The sequence below is a fragment of the Streptomyces exfoliatus genome, from assembly GCF_000725545.1.
Lineage (GTDB): Bacteria > Actinomycetota > Actinomycetes > Streptomycetales > Streptomycetaceae > Streptomyces > Streptomyces exfoliatus.
Genome location: NZ_JNZP01000034.1, coordinates 1 through 26,498, shown reverse-complemented (window position 1 = coordinate 26,498; position 26,498 = coordinate 1). Strand labels below are relative to the sequence as shown.

Genomic DNA, 26,498 nt, shown 5'->3' with positions numbered 1-26,498 from the left:
AAGGGCCCCGCCGGACATCCGGCGGGGCCCTTCCTCACGCATGCCTAGCTGTGCGTACGCAGCAGCGTGCGCATGGTCCGCATCGCCACGGACAGGTTCGCCAGGTCGAAGGTGTCCGAACCCTGGATCTCCTCCAGGGTCGTCCGCGCGCGGCCCAGGATCGCCGCGTTCTTCTGCTCCCAGGCCTTGAACCGCTCCTCCGGGCTCGACGTGCCGTTCCCGGCCGCCAGGACGTCCGCCGTGAGCGCCGAGTGCGCCGCGAACAGGTCCTCACGGATCGAGGCGCGGGCCATCGACTGCCACCGGTCGCTGCGGGGCAGCTCGACGATCCGGTCCATCAGGTCGGTGATCCGCAGCCGGTCGGCCAGGTCGTAGTAGACCTCGGCCACCGCGAGCGGCTCCTTGCCCGTCCGGTCCGCGATGGCGACGACGTCGAGGATCGGGAACGCGGAGGAGAAGCCTGCGACCCGCAGCGCGAGCTCCTCCGGCACACCGAACGCGGTCAGCTCGTCCAGGATCGACTGGTACCACTCCAGGTCCGCGCCGCGCAGCAGCGACGGCAGCTGCGCCCAGACCTCCTCGACACGGTCGGCGAAGAACTCGATGGTCTCGGTGAGCTGGAGCGGCTGCGGCCGGTTGTTGAGCAGCCAGCGCGTGCCGCGCTCGACGAGCCGGCGGGAGTGCAGCCGCATCCGGGTCTGCACCTCGGCCGGCACCTGGTTGTCGAGCGCCTCCACGGCGTCCCACACCTGGCTGAGCCGGAAGACGACGCGGGCGGCGGTCTGCGCCCTGACGATCTCCTCGATCGACGCGCCGGTCTCCTCGCGGAGGCGGTGCAGGAAGGTCGAGCCACCGGTGTTGACGGTGTCGTTGACCAGGATCGTGGTGACGATCTCGCGGCGCAGCGCGTGGTTGTCGACGGCCTCGGTGAACTTCTCGCGCAGCAGCGTCGGGAAGTACGCGTGGAGCAGCCCGCGCAGGTACGGGTCGTCCGGCAGCTCCGTGCCGATCAGCTCGTCGGCCACCGTGATCTTGGTGTACGCGAGGAGGACGGCGAGCTCCGGCTGGCTCAGGCCCCGGTTGGTGTTGAGCAGTTCGCGGATCTGCCGGTCGTTGGGCAGGAACTCCAGGGAGCGGTCGAGGCTGCCGTCGCGGCCCAGGCGGCGCATGTACCGCTGGTGGGCGTGGAGGAGGGACGGCGACTGGGCGACGGCATTGGCCAGGGCCGTGTTCTGCGCGTAGTTGTTGCGCAGGACGAGCGTGCCGACCTCGTCGGTCATCTCCGCGAGGATCTTGTTGCGCTGCTTGACGGTCATGTCGCCCTCGGAGACGAGCCCGTTGAGCAGGATCTTGATGTTGACCTCGTGGTCGGAGGTGTCGACGCCGGCGCTGTTGTCGATGGCGTCGGTGTTGACCTTGCCGCCGTGGCCCTCGGGGCCGCCGACCCGGGCGAACTCGATGCGGCCCAGCTGGGTCGCGCCGAGGTTGCCGCCCTCGCCGATGACCTTGGCGCGGACGTCCTGGCCGTCGACGCGGATGGCGTCGTTGGCCTTGTCGCCGACGTCGGCGTTGGACTCGACGGAGGACTTGACGTACGTGCCGATGCCGCCGTTCCACAGCAGGTCGACGGGCGCGTGGAGCACCGCCTTCATCAGCTCGGCCGGGGTCATCTTGGTGACGCCGTCCTCGATGCCGAGGGCGGCCCTGACGTGCGCGTTGACCGGGATCGACTTGGCGCTGCGGGCGTGGATGCCACCGCCCGCGGAGAGCAGCGCCGGATCGTAGTCGGCCCAGGACGAGCGGGGCAGCTCGAAGAGCCGGCGGCGCTCGGCGTACGAGACGGCCGCGTCCGGGTTCGGGTCGATGAAGATGTGCCGGTGGTCGAAGGCCGCGACGAGCCGGATGTGCTCGCTCAGCAGCATGCCGTTGCCGAAGACGTCGCCGGACATGTCGCCGACGCCGACGACCGTGAAGTCCTCGGTCTGGGTGTCGTGGCCCAGCTCGCGGAAGTGGCGCTTGACGGACTCCCAGGCGCCGCGGGCGGTGATGCCCATGCCCTTGTGGTCGTAGCCGGCGGAACCGCCGGAGGCGAAGGCGTCACCGAGCCAGAAGCCGTACGACTCGGCGACCCCGTTGGCGATGTCGGAGAAGGTCGCGGTGCCCTTGTCGGCGGCGACCACGAGGTAGGTGTCGTCCTCGTCGTGGCGGACCACGTCGACCGGCGGCACGACCTCGCCCGCGACCAGGTTGTCGGTGATGTCGAGCAGCGCCGAGATGAAGGTCTTGTACGAGGCGATGCCCTCGGCCAGCCAGGCGTCCCGGTCCACGGAGGGGTCCGGGAGCTGCTTGGCGACGAAGCCGCCCTTGGCGCCGACCGGCACGATGACGGTGTTCTTCACCATCTGCGCCTTGACCAGGCCGAGGATCTCCGTACGGAAGTCCTCACGCCGGTCCGACCAGCGCAGACCGCCTCGGGCGACCTTGCCGAAGCGCAGGTGGACGCCCTCGACGCGCGGGGAGTACACCCAGATCTCGAAGGCCGGGCGCGGTGCCGGAAGCTCGGGGATGGCCTGCGGGTCGAACTTCATCGACACGTAGGAGTGCTGCTCGCCCTCGGCGTTCCTCTGGAAGAAGTTGGTCCGCAGGGTGGCCTTGATGACGGCGAGGAAGGCCCGCAGGATCCGGTCCTCGTCCAGGCTCGCGACCTGGTCGAGGGCGCCGTCCAGCTCCTCCAGGATGCCGTCGGTCAGCTCCGTGCCGGCGCGCTGGCGCTCCGGGGCCATCCTGGCCTCGAAGAGGGAGACGAGCAGCCGGGTGGTGTGGACGTTGTTGCGGAGGGTGTCCTCCATGTAGTCCTGGCTGAACGTCGAACCGGCCTGGCGCAGGTACTTGGCGTAGGCGCGCAGCACCATCGCCTGGCGCCAGGTGAGCCCGGCGGAGAGGACGAGCGAGTTGAAGTTGTCGTTCTCCGCCTGACCCATCCAAGTAGCGGCGAAGGCCTCCTGGAAACGCTCGCGGGCGTCGTCGCCGAAGGAGAGGCCGTTGCCGGTCGGGGCGGGCAGCCGCAGACCGAAGTCGTAGACCCAGGCGTGCGTGCGGTCGGCGCAGCGCAGCTCGTAGGGGCGCTCGTCGGTGACCTCGACGCCGAGCCGGTTGAGCACCGGCAGGACGGCGGACAGGGAGATCGGGTCGCCCGTCTTGTAGATCTTGAAGCGGCGCTCGCCGGGACCCGCGATGACCGGCTCGTACAGGGAGAGCGCGAAGTCCTTGCCCTCGGTCCGGGCCAGCGCCTCCAGGTGGACGAGGTCGGCGACGGCCGCGCGCGGCGAGTGGTCGGCCTTGTAGCCCTCGGGGAAGGCGTTGCCGTAGCGGCGCAGCAGCTCGGCGGCGCGCTCCTCGCCCAGCTCGGCGTTGAGCGCCTCGCCGAAGCCGTCGGCCCAGGAGCGGGCGGCGTCGACGAGCCGGGCCTCGATGCGGTCGACGTCGGCGTCGGTGAGCTTCGCCAGCTCGGTGCCGGGCTTGACGCGGACGACGAAGTGCAGCCGGGACAGGATCGACTCGGTGTTCCAGGCGGTGAAGTCGACGCTGATGCCGCCGAGCTCCTCCTTCAGGATGTCGATGATCCGCAGCCGGACGCGGGTCGTGTAGCGGTCGCGCGGCAGGTAGACGAGGGCCGAGTAGTAGCGGCCGTACTCGTCCTGACGCAGGTAGAGGCGCAGTCGGCGCCGCTCCTGCAGGTACAGGACGCTGGTGACGATGGCCTGGAGCTGGTCGACCGGGGTCTGGAACAGCTCGTCGCGGGGGTACGTCTCCAGGATCTGGAGGAGGTCGCGGCCGTCGTGGCTGTTGGGCGAGAAGCCGGCGCCCTCCAGGACCTCCTGCACCTTGCGCTTGACGACCGGGACCCGGCGGACGGACTCGGTGTAGGCGGCCGAGGAGAACAGGCCGAGGAAGCGGCGCTCGCCGACGACGTTGCCGTCGGCGTCGAACTTCTTCACGCCGACGTAGTCGAGGTACGAGGGGCGGTGCACGGTCGCCCGGCTGTTGGCCTTCGTCAGGATCAGCAGCTTGTGCTCGCGCGCCTTGGCGCGGGCGTCGGCGGGCAGCCGGCTGAAGGACGGCGAGACGGGGTGGGCGTGGTGGCCCTCGTCGTCACCGCTGTGGTGCGGGTCGGAGCGCAGGATGCCGAGGCCGGTGCCGGGGACGGCGGACAGGGCGTCGCCGTTGACCAGCTCGTACTCGCGGAAGCCGAGGAAGGTGAAGTGGTCGTCGGCCAGCCAGCGCAGCAGCTCGCGGGCCTCCTCCACCTCGGTGGGGCGCAGGTCGGACGCGGTGGGCTCGTCCGGGAGGCCGTCGGCGATGCGCAGGGCGGCATCGCGCATCTTCTCCCAGTCCTCGACCGTCTCGCGGACGTCGGACAGGACGCGCAGCAGGTCCGCGGTGATCTGCTTGAGGTCGGCGCGGTCGGTCTCGCGGTCGATCTCGACGTGGATCCAGGACTCGGTGAGCGCGTCGTGCGGCAGCTCGCCGTGGATCTGGGCCGAGAGGACCTCGATGAGCTTGCCGGCCACGTCACGGCGGACGAGGACCTGCGGGTGGATCACGACGTGGATGCCGCGGCCCTGGCGGGACAGCTCGTTGGTGACGGAGTCGACGAGGAACGGCATGTCGTCGGTGACGACCTCGACGACGGAGTGGCTGCTCGTCCAGCCGTTCTCCTCGACCGTCGGAGTGTGGACGCGCACGTTCGCGGTGCCCTGCGGGCGGTTCTCCGCGAGCCGGTAGTGAGAGAGCGCGGCACCGAACACGTCGACCGGGTCCCGGTCGCCGAGGTCCTCCGGCGCCGTGTGCAGGTAGTAGCGCTGGAGGTACTCGAGCACAGCGTCCCGGTCCGGGCGCTCACCCTCCGGGCCCGTCGGAAGTCGCCCCCCGACCGGGCTGTGCTCAGCTACCCGGGCAGCCCTTTCGAGCAGCTCGGCCTTGGCTTCGTCCAGCTTGGTCTGCATGCCTCTGACTCCTGGTCGCGCGCCGTTGCGTGACGTCGGTGGAAGGAAGGGGACAACGCCACGACGCGGTGATTCCGGTCGAAGTCGACGTTATGCCCGGATGAGAGATGCCCGGGTCGTTATCGGCCACAGAGCGCGGCGCGCCCGGACGGAGAGGATCGGCGAACGCACGGTCGGCCCGGCCGCTGTCGCGGGCCGGGCGGCAGCCGGGGGCTGCATTGCCCCCTCGGCGTATCGCGCTGATCACGGGAAAAGCCTATCGTCCTCGACCCCCGGGCCGTCATGGTCCGTATGTGTACAAAAGAGGGGGTGGAAGTTTGACGTTATGGACAGCGACACATGTCCTCTTGGCAAAGTGCCCCGCCACGGGCAGCGTGTACCCGAGCATGGGCACGGCACGGCAGACCGACCATCTGTGATCTGGGAGAGCCATGGCGAAGATCCTGATCGTGACCGGGGACGCGGCGGAGTCGCTGGAGGTGCTGTACCCCTACCAGCGACTGCTCGAAGAGGGATACGAGGTCGACATCGCGGCCCCGGCGCGCAAGCAGCTCCGGTTCGTCGTCCACGACTTCGAACCCGGCTTCGACACGTACACCGAGAAGCCCGGCTACACCTGGCCCGCCGACCTGGCCTTCTCGGAGGTCGACCCGGGCGCGTACGTGGCGGTGGTGATCCCGGGCGGCCGCGCGCCGGAGTACCTGCGCAACGACCCGGAGCTCCGCAAGGTCCTCAAGGCCTTCTTCGACGCCGACAAGCCGGTGGCCCAGATCTGCCACGGCCCGCTCCTGACGGCGGCGGTCGGCGGCCTGGAGGGCCGCCGGGTCACGGCGTACCCTGCGCTCGAACTCGACATGCAGGCGGCCGGTGCGACCTTCCAGGACAGCGCGGCGGTCGTCGACGGCCTCCTGGTCTCCTCCCGGGCCTGGCCGGACCACCCCACCTGGATGCGCGAATTCCTGAAGGTCCTCCGCGCGAAGGGCTGACCCGCTCCGGTGGTCGTGGGCTGACGCCGCCTGGCGTGGTTGTGGGCCGGCACCGCCCGTCCGGTGTGGTTGTGTCCATGCGTTCCGCCGGGGCGGAACGGGTGGGCACAACCACCCACCGGGCCGCACCCGGCGCCCCACCGACCGTCGGCCGTCAGACCAGCTCCTCCGCGACGGCGACGGCCTCCTCCAGGGAGTCCACCACCGGCACCCCGACCCGCGAGAGCGAAGCCCGACTGTGCGAGCCCCCGGTGTACAGCACCGCCCGGGCCCCCACATGCGCCGCCGCCACCGCGTCGTCCGCCGCGTCACCGATGACGACGACCCTCTCCGCGGCGACGCGAAGCGCCGCCAGGTGCCGCACCATGTGCCCGGACTTCCCGTCCGTCGAGGCGTCGACGCGCCCGTCCATGCGCAGGAACCGCTCGGCGATCCCGTGCCGCCGCACCAGCGGTATCAGCTCCGCGTGCGGCGCGAGGGACAGCAGCGACTGCGTGAACCCGGACGCCTGCCGCGCCGCGAGCAGCTCGGCGGCACCGGAGGTCAGCCCGCAGTCCTCGGCGCGCTGCCAGTAGTGCCGGTGGAAGGCGCCGTCCATGACGGTCCATTCCGCGTCGGTGGGCAGCCGCCCCATGAGCCGCTCGTAGAACTTCGGCACCGGCACCGTGTACAGCTCCCGGTACCGCTCCAGGGTGATCGGTTCGAGCCCGAGCTCGGCGAAGGCGGCGTTGGTCGCCCCGATGACCGCGCCGATGTCGTCGAGCAGTGTGCCGTTCCAGTCCCAGACCAGATGCTTGCCGCGCAAGCCGTCGCGCTTCCCCATCCCAAGAAGGTACCCGGCGGGTCCGACAGCGAAGACTCGGCGGTGGCTCCGAGCCGCTCAGCCCAGCAGCGCGGGGATCTCCTGCACCCCGAACCACAGCAGCTCGTGGTCCTCGGCCCCGTCCACGACGAACTGCGCGTCGTCATCGCCCTGGTCCGCCGCCCCCAGCGCGTCTGCGGCGGCCGTCACGTCGGCCTGCGCGTCGTCCGCGTCGGCGTGCACCGCGGCCGCCTTGGCGAGCGGGACGGACCCGGCGATGCGGACCTCGCCGATGGAGCCCGCGTCGAGCCCCCGGTCGGGGTCCGTGACCGCGTCCTTGTCGGCCACGTCCACGGCGACGACGATCCGGCGCCGGGGGGCGTCGGGGTCGCCGGCCACGAGGCGCAGGGAGGCGGAGGCGGCCCGGTTGAGCGCCGCGTACTCCAGCTCCTCGATGTCGTCGGAGACGTACCACTCGCGCAGGGCGGGGGTCACGGCGTAGGCCGTCAGCGGGCCGGGGCCCAGCTCGCCCGCCTTGTGCGCCTGTGCGAGACCGGGGAGGGTCAGGGGGACGTACACGCGCATGGCTGGCCGCTTTCGTAGTCGGAGAGGCCCTCAGGATACGTGCGGAGTCCCCCTTCGGGGTTCCCGCCCGCTCCCCGCCCTCGTCCACCGCGGGCGGGGAGGTTCCGGGCCCCGGAGAGCCGATTTTTCACGGCGTCACCCGGATAGGTGATTCCCCTTCCGGTCCACTTCCCGGCACCGGGCACCTTGCGGTGGCTCCGGGCCCACCCGTACAAGATCCCCAACGGAAGTTACTGACTGGTACCAACCGGTCACGCAACGACAGGGGACCGCCATGAACGCCACGCTCGCCAGCACCGCAGCCGCAGCCGCACCCGCACCCGCCACCACGCCGCAGCCCCACCCCGGCACGGCGAGCACCCGCCCCCGCGCCCCACGCCCCCGCACCGCCCCCGGCGGCCCCGCCGGCACCCGCCCCCGCGGCCCCGCGGGGGCCCACCCCCGCACGGCTCCCCCGCGCACGCTCCCCCCGCACACCGTCTTCGCCGAGCGCCTGCTCGCCGTGCTCAGCGGAGAACGGCCGGTCCACTGGATGCTCGGCCACACCGTCGGCGAGGCGTACGAGCAGCTGGTCAGGATCGCCCCCGAGACGCCCCTGCGGTCCCTCGGCCCCCGTCCCGTCCTGCGCCGCTGCTCGGTCCAGGTGGACGCCGGCCGGACCGCGGTGGAGGCCTTCGCGACCATCGCCACCGGCCCCCGCGTCCGGGCGATGGCCTTCCGTCTGGAGCGCGGCGCCGACCAGCGCTGGCGCTGCGCCGCGGTCGAACTCGACGGCCTCGGCGCGGGGGCCGCGCCCACCCGGCACGCATGACGAAGGGGCCGACCGCCCACCGGGCGACCGACCCCTCGTACGACGGCGAGCCGAAGGGGCTCACCGTCACCGTCTCAGCGGCACGGCGTCACTTCTTGCGGCGACGCCCACCGCCCGCGTTCTTCTGGGCCTTGCGCCGCTCCGCACGGGTCATCCCGTCACCGGAGTCCACGTCGTCGGAGGCGAAGTCGCCCTCGACGACACCGCCGTCGCCGTCCACGGTCGGCGCGGAGAAGTGCAGCCGGTCCGGCCGCTGCGGGGCGTCGAGCCCCTTGGCGCGGATCTCCGGACGCCCCGCGGCCGCGGGAACGGCGTCCTCCTTGGAGAGCGAGGGGGCGGTCGCCTGCACCGGGACCTCCTCGACCTGCTGCTCGACCTGGACCTCCAGGTTGAACAGGTAGCCGACGGACTCCTCCTTGATGCCCTCCATCATGGCGGTGAACATGTCGAAGCCCTCGCGCTGGTACTCGACCAGCGGGTCCTTCTGCGCCATGGCCCGGAGGCCGATGCCCTCCTGGAGATAGTCCATCTCGTAGAGGTGCTCGCGCCACTTGCGGTCGAGGACGGACAGCACCACGCGCCGCTCCAGCTCGCGCATGATGTCCGAGCCGAGCTCCTTCTCCCGCGAGGCGTACTGCTCGTGGATGTCGCCCTTGATGGACTCGGCGATGAACTCGGCGGTGATGCCCGCACGGTCTCCGGCCGCGTCCTCCAGCTCCTCCACGGTGACCTTCACCGGGTAGAGCTGCTTGAACGCGTTCCACAGACGGTCGAGGTCCCACTCCTCCGCGAAGCCCTCGGCGGTCTCCTGGCGGATGTAGTCGTCGATCGTGTCGTCCATGAAGTGCTGGATCTGCTCGTGCAGGTCCTCGCCCTCCAGGACGCGCCGGCGCTCGCCGTAGATGACCTGGCGCTGCCGGTTGAGGACGTCGTCGTACTTCAGGACGTTCTTGCGCGTCTCGAAGTTCTGGGTCTCGACCTGCGACTGGGCGGAGGCGATCGCCCGGGTGACCATCTTGTTCTCGATCGGCACGTCGTCCGGCACGTTGGCCATGGCCATCACGCGCTCGACCATCTGCGCCTTGAACAGACGCATCAGGTCGTCGCCGAGGGAGAGGTAGAAGCGGGACTCGCCCGGGTCGCCCTGACGGCCGGAGCGGCCGCGGAGCTGGTTGTCGATGCGGCGGGACTCGTGGCGCTCGGTGCCCAGCACGTACAGCCCGCCGAGGTCCTTGACCTCCTCGAACTCCGCCTGCACGGCCTTCTTGGCGCGCTCGAGGGCACCGGGGAGGGCCGCGGCCCACTCCTCGACGTGCTCGACCGGGTCGAGACCCGCCTGGCGCAGCTCGGCCTCGGCGAGGTCGTCCGGGTTGCCGCCGAGCTTGATGTCCGTACCGCGTCCGGCCATGTTCGTGGCGACGGTGACGGCGCCCCGGCGACCGGCCTGGGCGACGATGCTGGCCTCGCGGTCGTGGTGCTTCGCGTTGAGGACCTCGTGCTGCACGCCGCGCTTGGAGAGCTGCTGCGAGAGGTACTCGGACTTCTCGACGGAGGTCGTGCCGACGAGGATCGGCTGACCCTTCTCGTGCTTCTCCGCGATGTCGTCGACGACGGCGGCGAACTTGGCGACCTCGGTCCGGTAGATCAGGTCGGACTGGTCCTTGCGGATCATCGGCCTGTTCGTGGGGATCGGGACGACGCCCAGCTTGTAGATCTGGTGGAACTCGGCGGCCTCGGTCATGGCCGTACCGGTCATGCCCGACAGCTTCGAGTACAGGAGGAAGAAGTTCTGCAGGGTGATCGTGGCGAGGGTCTGGTTCTCGTCCTTGATCGCCACCCCCTCCTTGGCCTCGATCGCCTGGTGCATGCCCTCGTTGTAGCGGCGGCCGGCGAGGATACGGCCGGTGTGCTCGTCGACGATCATGACTTCGCCGTCCATGACGACGTAGTCCTTGTCCTTCTTGAACAGCTCCTTGGCCTTGATGGCGTTGTTCAGGTAGCCGACGAGCGGGGTGTTGACCGACTCGTAGAGGTTGTCGATGCCGAGCCAGTCCTCGACCTTGGCGACACCGGCCTCGTGGATCGCGACGGTGCGCTTCTTCTCGTCGACCTCGTAGTCGCCGGTCTCCTCGATGCCCTTGAGCTGGTTGCCGGGCTCGCCCTTGGAGAGGCGGGTGACGAGCTTCGCGAAGTCGCCGTACCACTTCGTCGCCTGGTCGGCCGGGCCGGAGATGATCAGCGGCGTACGGGCCTCGTCGACGAGGATGGAGTCGACCTCGTCGACACAGGCGAAGTTGTGGCCGCGCTGGACGAGCTCGTCCTTGGACCACGCCATGTTGTCGCGCAGGTAGTCGAAGCCGAACTCGTTGTTCGTGCCGTACGTGATGTCGCAGGCGTACTGCTCGCGGCGCTGGGCCGGCGTCATGTTGGCGAGGATGCAGCCGACCTTGAGGCCGAGGAACTTGTGCACCCGGCCCATGAGCTCGGAGTCGCGCTCGGCCAGGTAGTCGTTCACCGTGATCAGGTGGACGCCCTTGCCGGACAGCGCGTTGAGGTACGCCGGGAGGGTGCCGACGAGGGTCTTGCCCTCACCGGTCTTCATCTCGGCGACGTAGCCGAGGTGGAGGGCGGCGCCGCCCATCAGCTGGACGTCGTAGTGACGCTGACCGAGAACACGCTTCGCGGCCTCGCGCACCGTCGCGAAGGCCTCGGGCATCAGGTCGTCGAGGCTCTCACCGTCGGCGTACCGCTGCTTGTACTCATCGGTGAGCGCGCGCAACTCGGCGTCGGAGAGGTTGACGAAGTCCTCTTCGATGGAGTTGACCTGGTCCGCGATGCGGTGCAGTTTGCGCAGGATCTTTCCTTCGCCTGCACGCATGAGCTTGTTGAAGACGGACACTGAGGCTGCTCTCCTTGCCGGTCGGGCCTGGCACTGGGTCTTGTCATGGACGCGAGCGCGGGCACGGCAGGTGGTCCCCACCGCAACGGCCATCGTAAGCGAGACCGCCCTCGCGAAGGGAGGCCTACAGTGCCGGAGCCGTACGTCCACCCGGAAAGAGAACGCACGAGGTGGGCGGAAGGTGCCGCCCCATCCGAAAAGTGTTCGCTTCCGGTCCGCGAGGTCACCACAATCCCGGCATGGAACCCATCACCCTCACCACCGACCGGCTCCGCCTGCGGAACTTCGTCCCCGGCGACGCCGAGGCCGTGTACGAGATCTGCCAGGACCCCGCCATCCGGCGCTGGACCACCGTCCCCGATCCCTACACCCGCCAGGACGCCGACTTCTTCCTGAACCGGCTGGTGCCCGACGGCTGGCGCGAGGACACCGAGTACGCGTTCGCCGTCGAGCCCCTGGCCGGCGGCCCGCTGCTCGCCGCCGCCTCCCTGAGCAGCCGCGACGGCGGCGCCTGGGAGATCGGCTTCTGGCTGGCCGAGGAGCACCGCGGCGGCGGCTACATGACAGAGATCGCCCGCGCCCTCGCCCACTGGGCCTTCACCGGTCTCGGCTGCACCCGCCTGGTGTGGCGCGCCGAGGTCGGCAACGCCGCTTCGCGCGCGGTGGCCGAGCGCGTCGGCTTCGTCGTCGAGGGCGTCCAGCGCGCCGCCCTGGTCAACAAGGGGACGCTCCGCGATTGCTGGGTCGGCGCCCTGCTCCCCTCCGACTTCGGCCTCCCGAGCCCGCTGCCCTACCTCCCGGCCCCCGACCTGCCCGCCAGGACCTGACCCCCGAGTGGTACGCCCGGCCCTCCGGAGCGAAGGCCGAGCCGACTGTCGGTGCCGGGGCCTAGGGTGCGGTCCATGACGACTGTGCCCCGCCACACCGCCGCCGAACTGTCCGCCGACGAAGCCCGCCGGATCGCGCTGCGCGCCCAGGGCTTCCTGGGCGCCACCGACCGCCGTGCCGGGGTGCGCGGGGTCCTGCGGGCCCTGGGCCAGGTGCAGCTCGACACGATCTCCGTACTGGCCCGCTCCCACGAGCTCATCCCGTACGCGCGCCTGGGCGCCGTCGGCCGTACGACGGTCGAGGACGCGTACTGGACCGACGCGCACGCCTTCGAGTACTGGTCCCACGCGGCCTGCATCCTGCCCGTCGAGGAATGGCCGCACTTCGCGTTCCGCCGCCGCGCCTACCGCGACCGCCCGCACTGGCACCACGACCTCTCGGCGGGCGCGTACGACAAGGTCATCGCCCAGCTGCGGGACGAGGGCCCCCGGACGGCGACCGAACTGGGCGGCGCGAAGAACAAGGGCGAGTGGTGGGACTGGTCCGAGACCAAGATCGCCGTCGAGCGGGCGCTGATGTTCGGCGAGGTGGTCGTGGTCGAGCGGCGCGGCTGGAAGCGGGTGTACGACCTGGCCGAGCGGGCGATCCCGCAGGCCCTGCTCCATGACGACCTGGACGACACCGAGTGCGTGCGGCGCCTGGTGCGGCAGGCCGGCGAGGCGCTGGGCGTGGGCACGCGCGCGGACATCGCCGACTACCACCGGATCAAGGGTGAGCAGTTCGACGCGGTGGTCGAGGCGTCGGGGCTCGTGCCGGTCACGGTCGCGGGCTGGGGGAAGCCCGCCTGGGCGGACCCGGCGGCGCTGGCCTCCCCGCCGCGCGGCCGGCACCGTACGACGCTGCTGTCGCCGTTCGACTCGCTGATCTGGGAGCGGGCAAGGACGGAGCGGATCTTCGGCTTCGCCCACCGCCTGGAGGCGTACGTGCCGAAGCCGAAGCGGGTGCACGGCTATTTCGCGATGCCGGTCCTCGCCGGCGGCCGTCTGGTCGGCAGGGTGGACCCCGCGCGCGAGGGCAGGACGCTCGTCGCCCGCCAGGTGACGCTCGACGGCCCCAAGGCCGTGCCCGCGGTCGCGCAGGCGCTGCGCGAGGCGGCCGAGTGGGTCGGCTGCGACGCGGTGTCGGTGGTGCCGGACCGGGTGAACCACCCCGAGCTCGCACCCGAGCTGGTGCGGGCCCTGTCCTGAGCGCCCCCGCGCCCTACCTGATCTCGAGGATCTTCTCCCGCATCGCGTAGACCACGGCCTCCATCCTGGAGTGCAGCTGCAGCTTCTCCAGGATGTTGCGCACGTGGTTCTTCACCGTGTTCTCGGAGATGAACAGCTCCTTGGCGATGTCCCGGTTGTTCATCCCGGTCGCGACGAGCTTGAGGACCTCCAGCTCGCGGTCGGTCAGCCGGGGCGCGGGCACGAGCCTGCGCTCGTCCGTGCGCTGGATCATCGACTTGAACTCGGTGAGCAGCTTCGACGCCATCGAGGGGCTGATCTGCGACTGCCCGTCCGCGACCGCGCGGATGGCCGTCGCGACCTCGTCGGTGGAGATCTCCTTGAGGAGGTAGCCGGTGGCGCCCGCCTTGATCGCGTCGTAGAGGTCGGCCTCCTCGTCGCTGATCGTCAGCATGATGATCTTCGCGCTGGGTGCCACCTCCTTGATGGAGGTGCACGCCTCGATGCCCCCGCGCCGCGGCATCCGCACGTCCATCAGGACGATGTCGGGCAACAGATCGGCGGCCTTGTCGACGGCCTCCGCCCCGTCGCCGGCCTCTCCGACGACCTGGATGTCCTCCTCCTGCGCGAGGACGATCTCCAGTCCCCGGCGGAAGAGGGCATGGTCGTCCACCACGAGGACCCTGATCGGCTCTTTGCGGAATGCACCGCTGTCCGAATCCGATCCCTCCGGGACCGCACTACCGTGCTCACGCCCGCTGAGCACCGGCCCGAAGCTGTCCGCCATCGTTCCTCCCCCTGAAGGCCGTGGCCTGAATTCGTTTCCGGTCCCCCAACCCGTACTCGTCGAGCACCGGTTGGCGTGCACGCCATGATTTCATGCCCGGGCGTCGATGGAGTGATCCCGTGCACGCACGGGGGTGCCCCTGGGGGCGCGAAGGGCGCTCCAGGGGCACCGTGAGGGGCGACCGGGTGAGTGCGGCGGCCGGCCGTCAGCCGCCGAGCGCACCGCCGGCACCGCCGGCCTCGGCAAGCGGGTCGCCCTCGAGATGGATGACGCCGTAGTCGTACGCGTGTCGTCGGTAGACGACGCTCGGCTGCTTCGTGTCGGAGTCGACGAAGAGATAGAAGTCGTGGCCGACCAGCTCCATCTCGTAGAGCGCCTGGTCGAGCGTCATGGGTGCGGCCCGGTGGGTCTTCTCGCGGACCACCAGCGGGCCTTCGCCCTGGACTTCGATCGAGCCCATCATCGTGGTGGGCACCTTCTCGGACTCGTCGGCGACCAGCTGGCCGTCTCCGTTGAACTGGGCGACGCCGGGAACCACGTCCCCGACTTCGGCCGCCGAAAGCCTGCCGCTTCCGCGGCGGGTGTACCGCTTGTCGTGCTGCTTCCGCAGTCGCGCCTCGAGCTTGTCGCTGGCGAGGTCGAGCGCTGCGTACGGGTCGCCTGCCGCAGCTTCCGCCCGGATCACCGGGCCTCGGGAGTGGAGGGTGATCTCCACGCGGTCGGACCTGTCGGCCTGCCGCGGGTTGTGTTCCTTGGACACCTCGACGTCGAGGCTGATCACCTTGCCGTCGAGCTTCTGGATCTTCTCCAGCTTCAGCTTCTCGGCCACGTGCTTGCGGAACCGCTCGGGCACCTCGGTCTTGCGGCCCTTGACGACGATGTCCACGCAGAACTCCGTTCCCGGATCGCCTGGTCGGCCCCTGGGCCGCCGGGCATCTCCCTTTGCACCAGACTCCGGTCGATTACCGGAGCTCGGACTTGGCGACTTTCACCTCCTCCTCCCCAGTCGACAAGATCCCCACCCCATCGACAAGAGGTTAATTCGCTCTGAACTCCTGTCCTGCAGGCGCAACCAGTATTCGTCGAGGCGATGGCTTCCACCATTCCCCACAACCGAACATAGCCCCTTCGGACGGGTGTCGGCACCCGCTACCGCGATATACCTCCGTACGGGTGCTTTCACCTCTCACCACCTGCAACGATCCAACTCCCCGACAAGTTCCGGTTTAATTCGAACGAAGCGGGAGAGGATGCGATCACAGCCGCCGCCCGCTGTTCGAATCCATGCTGCGCGGAACCCGCCGGTAAACCCTGCGGTATTCCGGGAATGAACGGACGGTGGACGGCTCCGAGGGCTCGCGCGGCCTCCGCCAGCGAGGCCCCCGTGGTCATCAGGTCGTCCACCAGCACCACCTCTCCCGCCCCGAGCAGCCGTCCGCCGCCCGGCACGAGCTCCAGGGCGCCGGAGAGGTTCGCGAGCCGCCCACGCGCTCCCAGCCCCGCCTGGTCCGCCACGTACCGCCGCTGCCGCAGCACGGGCACGACCCGCGCCCGCCGTCCCGCGGACCGCAGCCGCGCCGCCGCGGCCAGCGCGATCCGCCGCGTCGGATCGTGGCCACGCGCCCGTACGGAGCGCCGGGAGGACGGCACCGGTACGAGGAGCAGGGGAGCCGCCTCCGGGCTCTTGGCGGCACCGGCGGCCGCCTCCACGGCATCGGCCAAGGCGTTGCCCAGGGGCCGGGCGAGGGGGAGGGCCCCGCGTTCCTTGTGGGCCAGGAGCAGTTCCCGTACGACGTCGGCGTACGGCGCGACGGCGTGGACCACGGGAAGACCGGCGGGCTCGGGCGAAGGGCGCACCCTGCGCGGTCCCGCACCGGCCCCGGTCAGCGCGGCCGCACAGGACGGGCACAGCTCGGTGCGCGGCCGGCCGCAGCCTCCGCAGGCGACCGGCAGCACCAGCCCGGCGATCTCGCGCCACCAGCCCCGCATGGCTCCACTGTGCGCCTTCACGACCCAGCGGGCCACCCCTGTGGAAAACCGCGAAGTACGTCAGGTAGGCCCTTGGTATGTCACCTCCGGAGGGCCCGCGCCTCGGAGTCGCTACCCCGGGTAGACGGGCGAGGTCCCCGTCTTGACCACCGGCTGCCAGTTGGTGCCCGGTGCGAGCCGGACGACGCCGTCGTCGCCGGAGTCGGCCACCAGGGGCACGTTGTCGACGTGCGGGGCGGCCACCGAGGTCACCCCGTTCAGACCGGGCAGCACCAGGCTCGCCGAGGTCGAACCGTCCGTCTGGAGGTAGCGGATCTGCTGGACGCCGCCCGCCTCCTTGCCGACGACGACGAGCCGGCTCGGCCCGGCCCAGGAGACGGCCGTGACCGATTCCATCCGGGGCGCGGCGGGCTGGAGGTCGAGCACGGAGACGACCGGTTCGTCGCCCGTCGTCTGCCGCTGGACCCGGCCGATCTGCAGGGTCGTGTCCCCGCCCCTGGTGACCACCAGAGCGATCCGGACCCCGTCGGCGGAGACCCGCAGCGACTCGATCCTCGCGTCGTCCTGCAGCCACGGCGTGCGCACCTTGACCGGATCACCGGTGCCGCCCGGCACCATCCACAGCTGGGGCGCCGCCGGATCGCGGTCGGCGACCCAGAGGTCTCCCCTGCCGTCCCAGCTGGGCGCGGACAGCCGGTCGGCGGGCTTGGCGCCCTTGCTGCTCAGGAGCGCGGGCGACGCGTCCTCCTCCGTGGTGATGGAGGAGACGAAGAGCTCCCGGCCGGTCTGCCCGACCCCTGCGGCGCGGGTCTCGCCCCGGTCGACGGCGACCGACTGGAGCGGCGTGGTGCCCTTGCCGAGCGGGCCGGGCACCTCGACGGGCGCGTTCGCCTCCTTGCCCCCGACGACCAGCATCATCAGCTTGTGGTGCTCGTCGACGAAGTACGGGTGCTCTTCCCTGTCCGTGTTGCGGACCGCGGCGAAATCGGCCGCCTGTCCCTTGCCGAGGCGGCACAGCGTCCGGTCGTTCGAGTCCTGGAGCTCCACCTGCTCGACGCGTACGGACGTCAGGTCGCCCAGCGTGAACAGCAGCTGCGCCGCCATCCGCCGGCAGGCCTCGGCGCCCACCCGGTCCGCCTTGCGGTTGAGCGGCACCTTCAGCGTGGACTGGTCGTCGGTCGTCAGCGTGGTGACGCCCTTCTGCAGCTCCGTGCCGGAGGGGAAGCGCGAGTCGACGGCCGGCTTGAGCCAGTTCGTGGGGCCTTCGAGGAGCGCCTTGACCGTCTGCGTCACCGGGTCCATCCGGGTGACGGGGTCCTGACGCTGGCGGATGTAGACCGGGTCGGCGACGACCCAGTCCTCCCCCGAGGCGAAGTAGTACTTGTTGACCGACCGGTAGTTGCGCAGGAAATCGGCCTCGCCGAGGACCAGGCCGGGCGGCAGGCCGTCGATGCGCCACTCCTTGCCCTTGCCGTTGGCGGTGGGCTGCTGCACGACGTGGATCGAGGTCAGGTACTTGGCGGGGCTGATCGGCTGGTACGCGTGCCGGGCGTCCACGGTCGCGATCTTGCGGCCGGAGAGCGGGTAGGCGCGGCCCTGCTCCTCGGGGTCGGCGTTGCGGTCGGCCTGGTCACGGTCCGGCGCGGTGGTGAGCACCGTGATGCTCTCCTCCGGCTTCCAGGTCCGCGCGGCCTGCTTCGTGAGGTACTTGCGGGCGGTGGCGAAGCCGGGGTCGTCACTGGTCATGGCTTCGAGGAAGCCGTCGACGATCTCGTCCGGATCCGCGTTCTCCCGGGGCGCGACGGCGTAGACCCGCACCTGCGAGTCGCCCTGGTTGACCCCCTTGACCGGCTGCACGTCCCCGCTGTCGGGCATCGTCGCGCAACCGGTCGCCAGGAGTCCGCCGCACGCGGCGAGCACCACCGCGCGCGCACTCCGTCCAGACCCCGGGTGCCCCTCCCGCAAGCCCCGCCCCGCGCGCCCCACTGGGGAGTCAACGCCCACGTGTCCCGTCCTCCCGCTCCACGTTCCCGTTCGCGCCGGCCGTCGCCGTACCCGCCCCACCGCCGTCGCCGTCCGCCGCCGTGCGTGCCACCACTCGTGCGCCACTGCCGGGCAGGGCCGTCGGATCCACGGTCGCCCGCGACGGCGCGGGCAGCCTCGGCGGTACGGGCAGCTGCGGCCGGTCGCCCGCGGCCTGCGCCGGCACCGCCGTGAGGCGGGTGCCGTCCTGGACGCGGCCCGCGGCCGCCTGCTCGCGATTGCGCCGTGAGTCCTCGGGCTCCAGGGGTATCGGGGAGCCGCGCAGCGGCTCGTCCGCGGTACGCGGCAGGGTGAGCCGGAACTGCGAACCGCCACCGGCCTCGCCCCAGGCCTGGAGCCAGCCACCGTGCAGCCGGGCGTCCTCGACCGCGATGGACAGGCCGAGGCCGGTGCCGCCCGTGGTGCGCGCGCGGGCCGGGTCGGCCCGCCAGAACCGGTTGAACACCCGCGTGGCCTCGCCCGGCTTGAGCCCGACGCCGTAGTCGCGTACGGCGACCGCGACGGCCCCACCGGCGGCGGCCAGCTTCACCACCACGTCACGGCCCTCGCCGTGCTCGACCGCGTTGACGACGAGGTTGCGCAGCACCCGCTCGACCCGGCGGGCGTCCGCCTCGGCCACCACGGGCTGCTCGTCGCCGACGACCACGATCCGGGTGCCCTTGCGCTCGGCGAGGGGTTCGGCGCCGCCGATGACCCGGCGCACGACCTGCCGCAGGTCGATCGGCTCGGCTTCCAGGGCCGCCGCGCCCGCGTCGAACCGGCTGATCTCCAGGAGGTCGGAGAGCAGCGACTCGAACCGGTCGAGCTGGTCGCCGAGGAGTTCGGCCGAACGGGCGGTGACGGGGTCGAAGTCGACCCGGGCCTCGTGGATGACGTCGGCGGCCATCCGCACCGTGGTCAGCGGGGTGCGCAGCTCGTGCGACACGTCCGACACGAACCGCCGCTGCATCCGCGACAGCTCCTCCAGCTGCTGGATCTTGAGCTGGAGGTTCTGCGCCATCTTGTTGAAGGCCTCGCCCAGCCGGGCGATGTCGTCCTCGCCGGTGACCTTCATCCGTTCCTGCAGGCGGCCCGCCGAGAGCCGCTCGGCGATCCCGGCGGCCATCCGTACCGGCGTGACGACCTGGCGCACCATGAGCCAGGCGATGGCGCCGAGCAGGACGACGACGAACAGCCCGGCGGTCGCCAGGGTGCCCTTGACCAGGGTGAGGGAGTCCTCCTCCTGGGTCAGCGGGAAGAGGTAGTACAGCTCGTACTGGTCGCCCTCGGCGTCGTTCAGCCGCTTGCCGATCACCAGACCGGCCTCGGACGCCTTTCCGCTGGTGTAGTGGATGCTGGTGAACTTCTGGAGGGTGTCCGCGCCCTGGGCCACCTGGTGCCGCAGGTCGGCGGGGATGCTCTTGGCCGGGTCGACCTCGCCGGACGCGCGTACGCCACGGCTCGCCGTGTCGTCGGTGTCGAGGGACAGCGCGACCACGTTGAAGGCGCTCTGGCCGCCACTGGCGAGCTGCTCGACCAGCGTGGACCGCCAGTTCACGGACGCGCCGGCCCGCCCGCCGTCCTGCTGACCAGGCGCCGAGGGGGTGGTCGCCGCCCTGTCCTGGGCGGCGGAGAACCCGCCGGCGGCCTGGCTCTGGGCGGCCTTCTCCTTGGCGTCGAGGAGGCCGTTGCGGACCTGGCCGATGACGACCAGGCCGAGCAGCAGCACCACCCCGAGCGACATCAGCAGGGTGCCCGCGACGATCCGCAGCTGGATGTTCCGCCGCCACAGCCGCACGGCGGGCAGCAGCGGACGCCGCACCCAGCGCGCGAAGAGCCGGAGGACCGGGCCACCGGGCGCCCCGTCCCGGAACAACCGCCCACCCCTCGGCGGACGGCCGGAACGCGAGCCCCCCCGCCTCGGCCCGGCAGCCCGCCCCGTACGCGTTCCCGGGTCCCCGGGCCTCGGAGCAGTACTGCCTATGCTCATGTCAGCTCGGCCCCGCCTTGTACCCGACGCCACGCACGGTGACCACGATCTCCGGGCGCTCCGGGTCCTTCTCGACCTTCGAGCGCAGCCGCTGCACGTGGACGTTCACCAGCCGGGTGTCGGCCGCGTGACGGTAGCCCCAGACCTGCTCGAGGAGAACCTCACGGGTGAACACCTGCCACGGCTTGCGCGCCAGCGCGACGAGCAGGTCGAACTCCAGCGGGGTCAGGGCGATGGACTGCCCCTCCCGCTTCACGGAGTGCCCGGCCACGTCGATGACGAGGTCACCGATGGTGAGCTGCTCCGGAGCCGGCTCCTCGGACCGCCGCAGCCGCGCCCGGATACGGGCGACGAGCTCCTTCGGCTTGAACGGCTTCACGATGTAGTCGTCGGCCCCGGACTCCAGACCCACGACGATGTCCACCGTGTCGCTCTTGGCCGTGAGCATGACGATCGGCACACCCGACTCGGCCCTGATCAGGCGGCACACCTCGATGCCGTCCCTTCCGGGCAGCATCAGGTCGAGCAGCACCAGGTCAGGCTTGGCCTCCCGGAATGCGGCAAGCGCCTTGTCACCGTCCGCGACGAACGACGGCTCGAACCCTTCACCCCGCAGCACGATGCCGAGCATCTCGGCCAGTGCGGTGTCGTCGTCGACGACAAGAACGCGTCCCTTCATATCGACATCATCCCATTAGCCAATCGTTACCTGCCGTGACCTGCCCCACAGCGCCTCCCGCAGCCCGGACCACGATCCCGTCGATCGCGCCCCGCTCGGCCCGCCACCGCACGGTTCGCGCGAGATGATCGGGTATCCGCACAGTGTGCAGCCTGCCGCTCGCACAATGAACCTCCGGACGAAGGTACGAAGGTCGACACCGCTCCCGCCCACGGGCGGGTCCCGCGTGGCACGATGGCACCCGGCCCGCCGCCGAGTCAGGTGTCGGCCGCCGTGACCGAGCCGGTTCGCCGATCCGGCGCCGCGACCAATCCTCCGAGGTGGACGACCGTGAACGACACTCCGGGCTGGACCTCGCCCGGATCCGCCCCCTCCGACGACCAGAACGGCTCCGGGGTTCCCCGGCCCGCTCCGTCCGACGCGAACGGCTCCGCCCCGCAGTGGTCGAAGGACCAGCCGCCCGCCGGCCAGTGGTCCCCGCCGACCGGTCAGACCCCGCCCCCGCCCCGGACACCGACGACAGGGCCGAACTGGGGCACCCCGCCGCCGAACGCCCACTGGGGCAGCCCTCCGGCCGCGAAGCCCGGCGTGATCCCCCTGCGCCCGCTGGGCATGGGCGAGATCCTCGACGGCGCGGTGAAGACGCTCCGCACCTACTGGCGCACGGTCCTGGCGATCACGGTCACGGTCGCGGTGATCTCCGAGATCGCCAGCATCCTGGCCCAGCGCTATCTCGCCCCCACGGTCCCCGCGGCCGACCCGGACGCCACCCCCGCCGAGGCGCTCCAGCAGTCTCTCGACTCGGCCCAGGCCTCCCTGATCGGTACGGGCCCGGCCCTGCTCGTGACGCTGATGGCGTCCCTGTTCAGCGCCGCCCTGCTGACCGTCGTCATCAGCCGTGCGGTCGTCGGCCGTCCGGTCTCGCTGGGCTCCGCCTGGCAGGAGGCCCGGCCCCGCCTCCTCCAGCTCGTCGGCCTGACCCTGCTGGTCGCGGCCATGAGCACCGCCATCGTCCTCGTGGGCCTGCTCCCGGGGCTCCTCGTCGGCGGCGCCGCCGGCGCGGCCCTGGTCATGCTCGGCGGCTTCGGAGGTCTGGCGACGGCCGTCTGGCTGCTGATCCGCTTCGCCCTCGCCTCCCCCGCCCTCATGCTGGAGCGCCAGGGCGTGATCCAGGCCCTGAAGCGCTCGGCCAAGCTGGTCCAGGGCGCGTGGTGGCGGATCTTCGGCATCACCCTCGTCACCCAGCTGCTGATCTTCGTCTTCGCGATGATCATCGTGATTCCGTTCATCATCATCGGCATCGCGGTCGACGGCGACGGCTTCTCCGGCCTGCTCACCGAGTCCTCCGCGCCCGGCTGGCCGTTCCTGCTCATCACGGGCATCGGCGGCGTGATCACCAGCGCGATCACCTACCCGATCTCGGCCGGCGTGACGGTGCTCCTCTACGTGGACCAGCGCATCCGCCGCGAAGCCCTGGACCTCGAACTGGCACGCGCCGCTGGCCTCCCCGGCTACGGCCCCGCACCTGGCGACGAGACCGTCGGAGGCTGATGCCGTGACGGTCACGGGGGGAACGGCCACGGCACCGACGCGGCTGCTCGCCGACGGCGACGTACCGGTGGACATCTCCCGCGTCCCCGCCCGTGAGGCGGCGGAACGGGAGCTGTCCAGGCCGATGTACCACGAGAACGACCCGAGCCTCCTCCAGCGCGGCCTCGACCGCTTCTGGGAGTGGCTCGACGACCTGTTCGGCGCCGCGTCCGGGGCCACCCCGGGCGGCGTCCTCGGCCTCGTCACGGTGATCCTGCTCGCCGCCGCCCTGGTCGCCGCCCTCTGGTGGCGCCTCGGCACCCCCCGCCGGACACCCGGCAGTTCGGCCGACTCCCTCTTCCCCGACGGCCCCCGCACCGCCCGCGACCACCGGACGGCAGCCGCCCGCCACGCTTCCGCAGGCCACTGGAACGAGGCGGTCCAGGAACGAATGCGGGCGATCGTCCGCTCCCTCGAAGAACGCACCCTGCTCGACCCCCGCCCCGGCCGCACCGCGGACGAGGCCGCCGCCGAGGCAGGCCGCTCCCTGCCCGCCCACGCGGACGAACTGCGCCTCGCAGCCCGGACTTTCGACGACGTCACGTACGGTGGCCGCACCGCCGACGAGCCCGCGTACCGCCGCGTCGAGGAACTCGACACCGCCCTTGAGCGGACCCGCCCCACCCTCGACACCGCCGCCACGGGGGCGCCCGCATGAGCCGCCCGGCCACCGGCACCACGTCGACCGCCCTGTCCACCCGTCAGCTGTGGACCCGCACCCGCGGAGCGGTCCTCGTCCTCGCCCTGATCCTCATCGGGGGCGTCGTCCTCGCGACGATGCGGTCCTCCGACTCCCAGGGCGCTCTCGACCCCCGCTCCGCCGCCCCCCACGGCAGTCGCGCCGTCGCCGAACTCCTCAAGGCCCGTGGCGTCACGATCACCCTCGCCACCACCCTCGACGAGGCCACGGCCGCCACCGACACGGCGACGACGCTCCTGGTCACCACCCCCGATCTGCTGACGGCCACTCAACAGTCCACGCTCCGGCAGACCATCACGAGCTCCGCGGGCCGCACCGTCCTCGTCGGCGCCGGCGACCCCTCCCTCCCGGTCCTGGCCCCGAACGTCACCGCCGCCACCAGCACCGCCGTGGAGAACCGCGCCCCTTCCTGCACTCTGGAAGCCGCCACCCGCGCCGGCAGCGTCGATCTCGGCGGCGAGCGCTACTACGTCACCGGCCCCGACGCCGACGCCTGCTACCCCGCCGACGGTCTGCCGTCCCTGGTCCGCATCCCGGGCCCGGACGCCACCGACACCGTCCTCCTCGGCTCGCCCGCCATCCTCCACAACGACCGTCTCGACCAGCAGGGCAACGCCTCGCTCGCCCTGCAACTCCTCGGCTCCCGACCCCATCTGGTCTGGTACCTCCCCTCTCTCACCGACGCCACCGCCGCCGACGCACCCGACGACGACACCACGGGCAACTTCCTCGCCCTCATCCCCTCCGGCTGGCTGTGGGGCACACTCCAACTCGCGGTCGCCGCCCTGCTCGCCGCCATCTGGCGGGCACGCCGCCTCGGCCCCCTGGTGACCGAAAGCCTCCCCGTCGCCATCCGCGCCTCCGAGGCCACCGAGGGCCGTGCCCGCCTCTACCGCAAGGCGAACGCGCGCGACCGCGCCGCAACCGTCCTGCGCACCGCGACCCGAACCCGGATCGCCCCGCTGCTCGGCGTCCCCCTCCAGGACGCCCACTCCTCCGAGCGCCTCCTCCCCGCGCTCTCCGCCCGTCTCCCCGAGACCACCGCGGACACCAGGACCCTCCTCTTCGGCCCGGCCCCCGCCGACGACGCCACCCTCATCCGCCTGGCGGACCAACTCGACGCCCTCGAAAGAGAGGTACGCACCTCATGAGCGCCCCGACCCCCGAGACCGCTACGGACTCGGACAGCGCCCGCGCCTCCCTGGAGGCCCTGCGCACCGAGATCGCGAAGGCCGTGGTCGGCCAGGACCCCGCCGTCACCGGTCTCGTCGTCGCCCTGCTCTGCCGGGGACACGTCCTCCTCGAAGGCGTCCCCGGCGTCGCCAAGACACTGCTGGTCCGCGCGCTCGCCGCCGCCCTCGAACTCGACACCAAGCGGGTCCAGTTCACCCCCGACCTCATGCCGAGCGACGTCACCGGCTCCCTGGTCTACGACAACCGGACATCCGAGTTCTCCTTCCAGCCCGGTCCGGTCTTCACCCATCTCCTGCTCGCCGACGAGATCAACCGCACGCCCCCGAAGACCCAGTCCTCCCTCCTGGAAGCGATGGAGGAACACCAGGTCACCGTCGACGGCACACCCCGCCCCCTGCCCGAACCCTTCCTCGTCGCCGCCACCCAGAACCCCGTCGAATACGAGGGCACCTACCCTCTTCCCGAGGCCCAACTGGACAGGTTCCTGCTGAAGCTGACGGTGCCTCTGCCCTCACGCGCGGACGAGATCCAGGTCCTCAGCCGTCACGCCGAGGGCTTCGATCCCCGCGACCTGAAGGCCGCCGACGTCCGCCCCGTCGCGGGTCCCGCGCAGCTCGCGGCCGCCCGCGCCGCGGTCTCCAAGGTTTCGGTCTCCACCGAGATCGCCGGCTATGTCGTCGATATCTGTCGTGCCACGCGTGAATCCCCCTCACTCACGCTCGGGGTCTCCCCCCGAGGCGCCACCGCCCTGCTGTCCACCGCCCGCGCCTGGGCCTGGCTCACCGGCCGGGACTACGTCACCCCGGACGATGTGAAGGCCCTCGCTCTCCCCACCCTGCGTCATCGCATCCACCTGCGGCCCGAGGCCGAGATGGAGGGGGTCACCCCCGACTCCGTCATCAACTCGATCCTCGCCCACGTCCCCGTCCCCCGCTGAGAACGGCGCCCCATGGCCCTCACCGGACGAACCGCACTGCTCGCGGCCCTCGGATCGCTCCCCGTCGGCATCCTCGCCCCCAGCTGGACGGGAATGCTGGCGGTCAACGCGCCCCTCTCGCTCGCAATTCTGTGCGACTACGCCCTGGCCGCGCCAGTACGAACGCTCCAATTCACCCGAAGTGGCGACACATCCGTTCGACTCGGTGACGCGGCGGAGGTCCAGCTCACCGTCACCAACCGGTCGCGCCGACGTCTGCGTGCCCAGCTCCGCGACGCCTGGCCGCCCAGCAGCTGGCTCCCCGGCACCGAACAGGCCTCCTCGCGCCAACGGCTCACGGTCCCTGCCGGCGAACGCCGCCGCCTCACCACCAGCCTGCGCCCGACCCGCCGCGGCGACCGCCACGCCGAGCGCATCACGGTCCGCTCGTACGGCCCCCTCGGACTCGCGGCCCGCCAGGGCAACCACGAAGCCCCCTGGACCGTCCGCGTCCTGCCCCCGTTCACAAGCCGCAAGCACCTGCCGTCCCGGCTGGCCAGACTCCGCGAACTCGACGGCCGCACCAGCGTGCTGACCCGCGGCGAGGGCACGGAGTTCGACAGCCTCCGCGAGTACGTCCCCGGTGACGACACCCGCTCGATCGACTGGCGTGCCACCGCCCGCCAATCCACGGTCGCCGTCCGCACCTGGCGCCCGGAACGCGACCGCCACATCCTCATCGTCCTCGACACCGGCCGGACCTCGGCCGGCCGCGTCGGCGACGTCCCCCGCCTGGACGCCTCCATGGACGCGGCCCTGCTCCTCACGGCGCTCGCCTCCCGAGCCGGCGACCGCGTGGACCTGCTGGCCTACGACCGCCGTCTCCGCGCCCAGGTCCAGGGCCGCTCCGCGGGCGACGTCCTGCCCGCGGTGGTCAACGCCCTGGCCACGCTCGAGCCCGAGCTGGTGGAGACCGACGCCCGGGGACTGGCGGCCACCGCCCTCGCACGCGCACCTCGCCGTTCCCTGATCGTCCTGCTGACGAGCCTCGACGCAGCACCGGTCGAGGAAGGCCTCCTCCCGATCCTGCCGCAGCTCACCCAGCGCCACACGGTCCTGCTGGCTTCTGTCGCCGACCCGCACGCCGCCGGAATGGCGGCGGCCCGTGGCACGATCGACGGCGTCTACGAGGCTGCGGCAGCCACTCAGACGCAGTCACAGCGCGCCCGTACGGCGGACCAACTGCAACGCCGCGGCGTCACAGTGGTCGATGCCTCCCCCGACACCCTGGCCCCGGCTCTGGCCGACGCCTACCTCGCCCTGAAGGCGGCCGGCCGCCTCTGATCAAGCCCCCGGACCAGCGCAGGTTCCCCCGAAAGGGCTGCCTGGTGGTGAACGCAGAAAAGCCCCGCACCATGAGGTGCGGGGCTTTCCCACAATGATTGTTCGGCGGCGTCCTACTCTCCCACAGGGTCCCCCCTGCAGTAC

The 26,498-nt window shown here is 71.4% G+C and carries 19 protein-coding genes; 9 read left to right on the top strand and 10 right to left on the bottom strand.

Translation table 11 applies throughout. The features are described 5' to 3' along the window. Positions 1 to 44: 44 nt before the first annotated feature. Positions 45 to 5,006 carry an NAD-glutamate dehydrogenase gene (locus IO20_RS0130535; RefSeq protein ID WP_030556062.1) on the bottom strand — a complete coding sequence of 1,654 codons (4,962 nt, stop codon included), beginning with the start codon at positions 5,004 to 5,006 and terminating at the stop codon, positions 45 to 47. 431 nt (positions 5,007 to 5,437) lie between these two features. Here IO20_RS0130535 and IO20_RS0130530 point away from each other — a divergent pair, with 431 nt between their 5' ends. After that, entirely contained in the window at positions 5,438 to 5,992 is a 555-nt protein-coding gene (locus IO20_RS0130530) for a DJ-1/PfpI family protein (RefSeq protein WP_030556060.1), read from the top strand. 154 nt (positions 5,993 to 6,146) lie between these two features. On the opposite strand, the gene IO20_RS0130525 is transcribed toward IO20_RS0130530, so the two are convergent. Both IO20_RS0130525 and IO20_RS0130520 read right to left on the bottom strand, forming a co-directional pair. Beyond that, a complete protein-coding gene (locus IO20_RS0130525; RefSeq protein WP_030556059.1) occupies positions 6,147 to 6,815 on the bottom strand; it encodes an HAD family hydrolase in 669 nt (222 codons plus the stop codon). A gap of 57 nt (positions 6,816 to 6,872) precedes the next feature. After that, positions 6,873 to 7,379 carry a DUF6912 family protein gene (locus tag IO20_RS0130520; protein WP_030556058.1) on the bottom strand — a complete coding sequence of 169 codons (507 nt, stop codon included), beginning with the start codon at positions 7,377 to 7,379 and terminating at the stop codon, positions 6,873 to 6,875. A gap of 274 nt (positions 7,380 to 7,653) precedes the next feature. Here IO20_RS0130520 and IO20_RS41675 point away from each other — a divergent pair, with 274 nt between their 5' ends. After that, positions 7,654 to 8,190, top strand: a complete 537-nt coding sequence (locus IO20_RS41675; protein WP_245685113.1) for an Rv3235 family protein — start codon at positions 7,654 to 7,656, stop codon at positions 8,188 to 8,190. Between the two features lie 88 nt (positions 8,191 to 8,278). Here IO20_RS41675 and secA read toward each other — a convergent pair whose 3' ends face one another. Beyond that, positions 8,279 to 11,089 carry a preprotein translocase subunit SecA gene (gene secA / locus IO20_RS0130510; RefSeq protein WP_030556498.1) on the bottom strand — a complete coding sequence of 937 codons (2,811 nt, stop codon included), beginning with the start codon at positions 11,087 to 11,089 and terminating at the stop codon, positions 8,279 to 8,281. Positions 11,090 to 11,328: 239 nt separating this feature from the next. On the opposite strand from secA, the gene IO20_RS0130505 reads away from it, so the two are divergent. After that, positions 11,329 to 11,916, top strand: coding sequence for a GNAT family N-acetyltransferase (locus IO20_RS0130505; RefSeq protein ID WP_030556500.1), 588 nt, complete (start codon positions 11,329 to 11,331; stop codon positions 11,914 to 11,916). A 75-nt stretch (positions 11,917 to 11,991) separates the two neighbouring features. Beyond that, the gene (locus tag IO20_RS0130500) at positions 11,992 to 13,164 is read left to right on the top strand and encodes a winged helix-turn-helix domain-containing protein (RefSeq protein ID WP_030556502.1); all 1,173 of its coding nucleotides are present in this window, start codon (positions 11,992 to 11,994) and stop codon (positions 13,162 to 13,164) included. A gap of 13 nt (positions 13,165 to 13,177) precedes the next feature. On the opposite strand, the gene IO20_RS0130495 is transcribed toward IO20_RS0130500, so the two are convergent. The 6 genes from IO20_RS0130495 to mtrA all read right to left on the bottom strand — a co-directional run bounded on the left by IO20_RS0130495 (position 13,178) and on the right by mtrA (position 20,610). Further along, on the bottom strand, positions 13,178 to 13,930 hold the full coding sequence (locus IO20_RS0130495) for a response regulator (RefSeq protein ID WP_030556504.1): 753 nt from the start codon (positions 13,928 to 13,930) through the stop codon (positions 13,178 to 13,180). 205 nt (positions 13,931 to 14,135) lie between these two features. Then, positions 14,136 to 14,816, bottom strand: a complete 681-nt coding sequence (hpf, locus tag IO20_RS0130490) for a ribosome hibernation-promoting factor, HPF/YfiA family (protein WP_030556506.1) — start codon at positions 14,814 to 14,816, stop codon at positions 14,136 to 14,138. A 293-nt stretch (positions 14,817 to 15,109) separates the two neighbouring features. Beyond that, entirely contained in the window at positions 15,110 to 15,919 is an 810-nt protein-coding gene (locus IO20_RS0130485) for a ComF family protein (RefSeq protein ID WP_030556507.1), read from the bottom strand. Positions 15,920 to 16,030: 111 nt separating this feature from the next. Further along, on the bottom strand, positions 16,031 to 17,794 hold the full coding sequence (locus IO20_RS0130480) for an LpqB family beta-propeller domain-containing protein (protein ID WP_051875075.1): 1,764 nt from the start codon (positions 17,792 to 17,794) through the stop codon (positions 16,031 to 16,033). Positions 17,795 to 17,912: 118 nt separating this feature from the next. Further along, positions 17,913 to 19,931, bottom strand: coding sequence for an MtrAB system histidine kinase MtrB (gene mtrB / locus IO20_RS0130475; RefSeq protein WP_078946283.1), 2,019 nt, complete (start codon positions 19,929 to 19,931; stop codon positions 17,913 to 17,915). A gap of 1 nt (position 19,932) precedes the next feature. After that, positions 19,933 to 20,610 (bottom strand): two-component system response regulator MtrA, encoded by a 678-nt coding sequence (mtrA, locus tag IO20_RS0130470; protein WP_030224028.1) that lies wholly within the window; start codon positions 20,608 to 20,610, stop codon positions 19,933 to 19,935. Between the two features lie 330 nt (positions 20,611 to 20,940). Between mtrA and IO20_RS0130465 the strand changes: the two genes are divergently transcribed. The 5 genes from IO20_RS0130465 to IO20_RS0130445 are packed head-to-tail and all read left to right on the top strand — an operon-like array spanning position 20,941 to position 26,354. Continuing rightward, positions 20,941 to 22,161, top strand: a complete 1,221-nt coding sequence (locus tag IO20_RS0130465; RefSeq protein ID WP_030556513.1) for a DUF7847 domain-containing protein — start codon at positions 20,941 to 20,943, stop codon at positions 22,159 to 22,161. 4 nt (positions 22,162 to 22,165) lie between these two features. After that, the gene (locus tag IO20_RS0130460; RefSeq protein ID WP_030556515.1) at positions 22,166 to 22,858 is read left to right on the top strand and encodes a DUF4129 domain-containing protein; all 693 of its coding nucleotides are present in this window, start codon (positions 22,166 to 22,168) and stop codon (positions 22,856 to 22,858) included. Beyond that, on the top strand, positions 22,855 to 24,051 hold the full coding sequence (locus tag IO20_RS0130455) for a DUF4350 domain-containing protein (RefSeq protein ID WP_030556516.1): 1,197 nt from the start codon (positions 22,855 to 22,857) through the stop codon (positions 24,049 to 24,051). Before IO20_RS0130460 ends, IO20_RS0130455 begins: the two co-directional genes overlap by 4 nt. Then, entirely contained in the window at positions 24,048 to 25,031 is a 984-nt protein-coding gene (locus IO20_RS0130450) for an AAA family ATPase (RefSeq protein ID WP_030556518.1), read from the top strand. Before IO20_RS0130455 ends, IO20_RS0130450 begins: the two co-directional genes overlap by 4 nt. Before the next feature lie 12 nt (positions 25,032 to 25,043). Further along, entirely contained in the window at positions 25,044 to 26,354 is a 1,311-nt protein-coding gene (locus IO20_RS0130445; RefSeq protein ID WP_030556520.1) for a DUF58 domain-containing protein, read from the top strand. The last annotated feature ends 144 nt before the right edge of the window (positions 26,355 to 26,498 follow it).

Excerpts from the sequence above, each read along its gene's own strand:
- IO20_RS0130450 (WP_030556518.1), top strand. The coding sequence starts at position 24,048 with ATGAGCGCCCCGACCCCCGAGACCGCTACGGACTCGGACAGCGCCCGC.
- IO20_RS0130485 (WP_030556507.1), bottom strand. The coding sequence starts at position 15,919 with ATGCGGGGCTGGTGGCGCGAGATCGCCGGGCTGGTGCTGCCGGTCGCC.
- IO20_RS0130525 (WP_030556059.1), bottom strand. The coding sequence starts at position 6,815 with ATGGGGAAGCGCGACGGCTTGCGCGGCAAGCATCTGGTCTGGGACTGG.
- IO20_RS0130445 (WP_030556520.1), top strand. The coding sequence starts at position 25,044 with ATGGCCCTCACCGGACGAACCGCACTGCTCGCGGCCCTCGGATCGCTC.
- IO20_RS41675 (WP_245685113.1), top strand. The coding sequence starts at position 7,654 with ATGAACGCCACGCTCGCCAGCACCGCAGCCGCAGCCGCACCCGCACCC.
- IO20_RS0130455 (WP_030556516.1), top strand. The coding sequence starts at position 22,855 with ATGAGCCGCCCGGCCACCGGCACCACGTCGACCGCCCTGTCCACCCGT.
- IO20_RS0130495 (WP_030556504.1), bottom strand. The coding sequence starts at position 13,930 with ATGGCGGACAGCTTCGGGCCGGTGCTCAGCGGGCGTGAGCACGGTAGT.
- IO20_RS0130500 (WP_030556502.1), top strand. The coding sequence starts at position 11,992 with ATGACGACTGTGCCCCGCCACACCGCCGCCGAACTGTCCGCCGACGAA.
- mtrA (WP_030224028.1), bottom strand. The coding sequence starts at position 20,610 with ATGAAGGGACGCGTTCTTGTCGTCGACGACGACACCGCACTGGCCGAG.
- IO20_RS0130505 (WP_030556500.1), top strand. The coding sequence starts at position 11,329 with ATGGAACCCATCACCCTCACCACCGACCGGCTCCGCCTGCGGAACTTC.
- IO20_RS0130480 (WP_051875075.1), bottom strand. The coding sequence starts at position 17,794 with ATGCCCGACAGCGGGGACGTGCAGCCGGTCAAGGGGGTCAACCAGGGC.
- IO20_RS0130520 (WP_030556058.1), bottom strand. The coding sequence starts at position 7,379 with ATGCGCGTGTACGTCCCCCTGACCCTCCCCGGTCTCGCACAGGCGCAC.
- mtrB (WP_078946283.1), bottom strand. The coding sequence starts at position 19,931 with ATGAGCATAGGCAGTACTGCTCCGAGGCCCGGGGACCCGGGAACGCGT.
- IO20_RS0130530 (WP_030556060.1), top strand. The coding sequence starts at position 5,438 with ATGGCGAAGATCCTGATCGTGACCGGGGACGCGGCGGAGTCGCTGGAG.
- IO20_RS0130535 (WP_030556062.1), bottom strand. The coding sequence starts at position 5,006 with ATGCAGACCAAGCTGGACGAAGCCAAGGCCGAGCTGCTCGAAAGGGCT.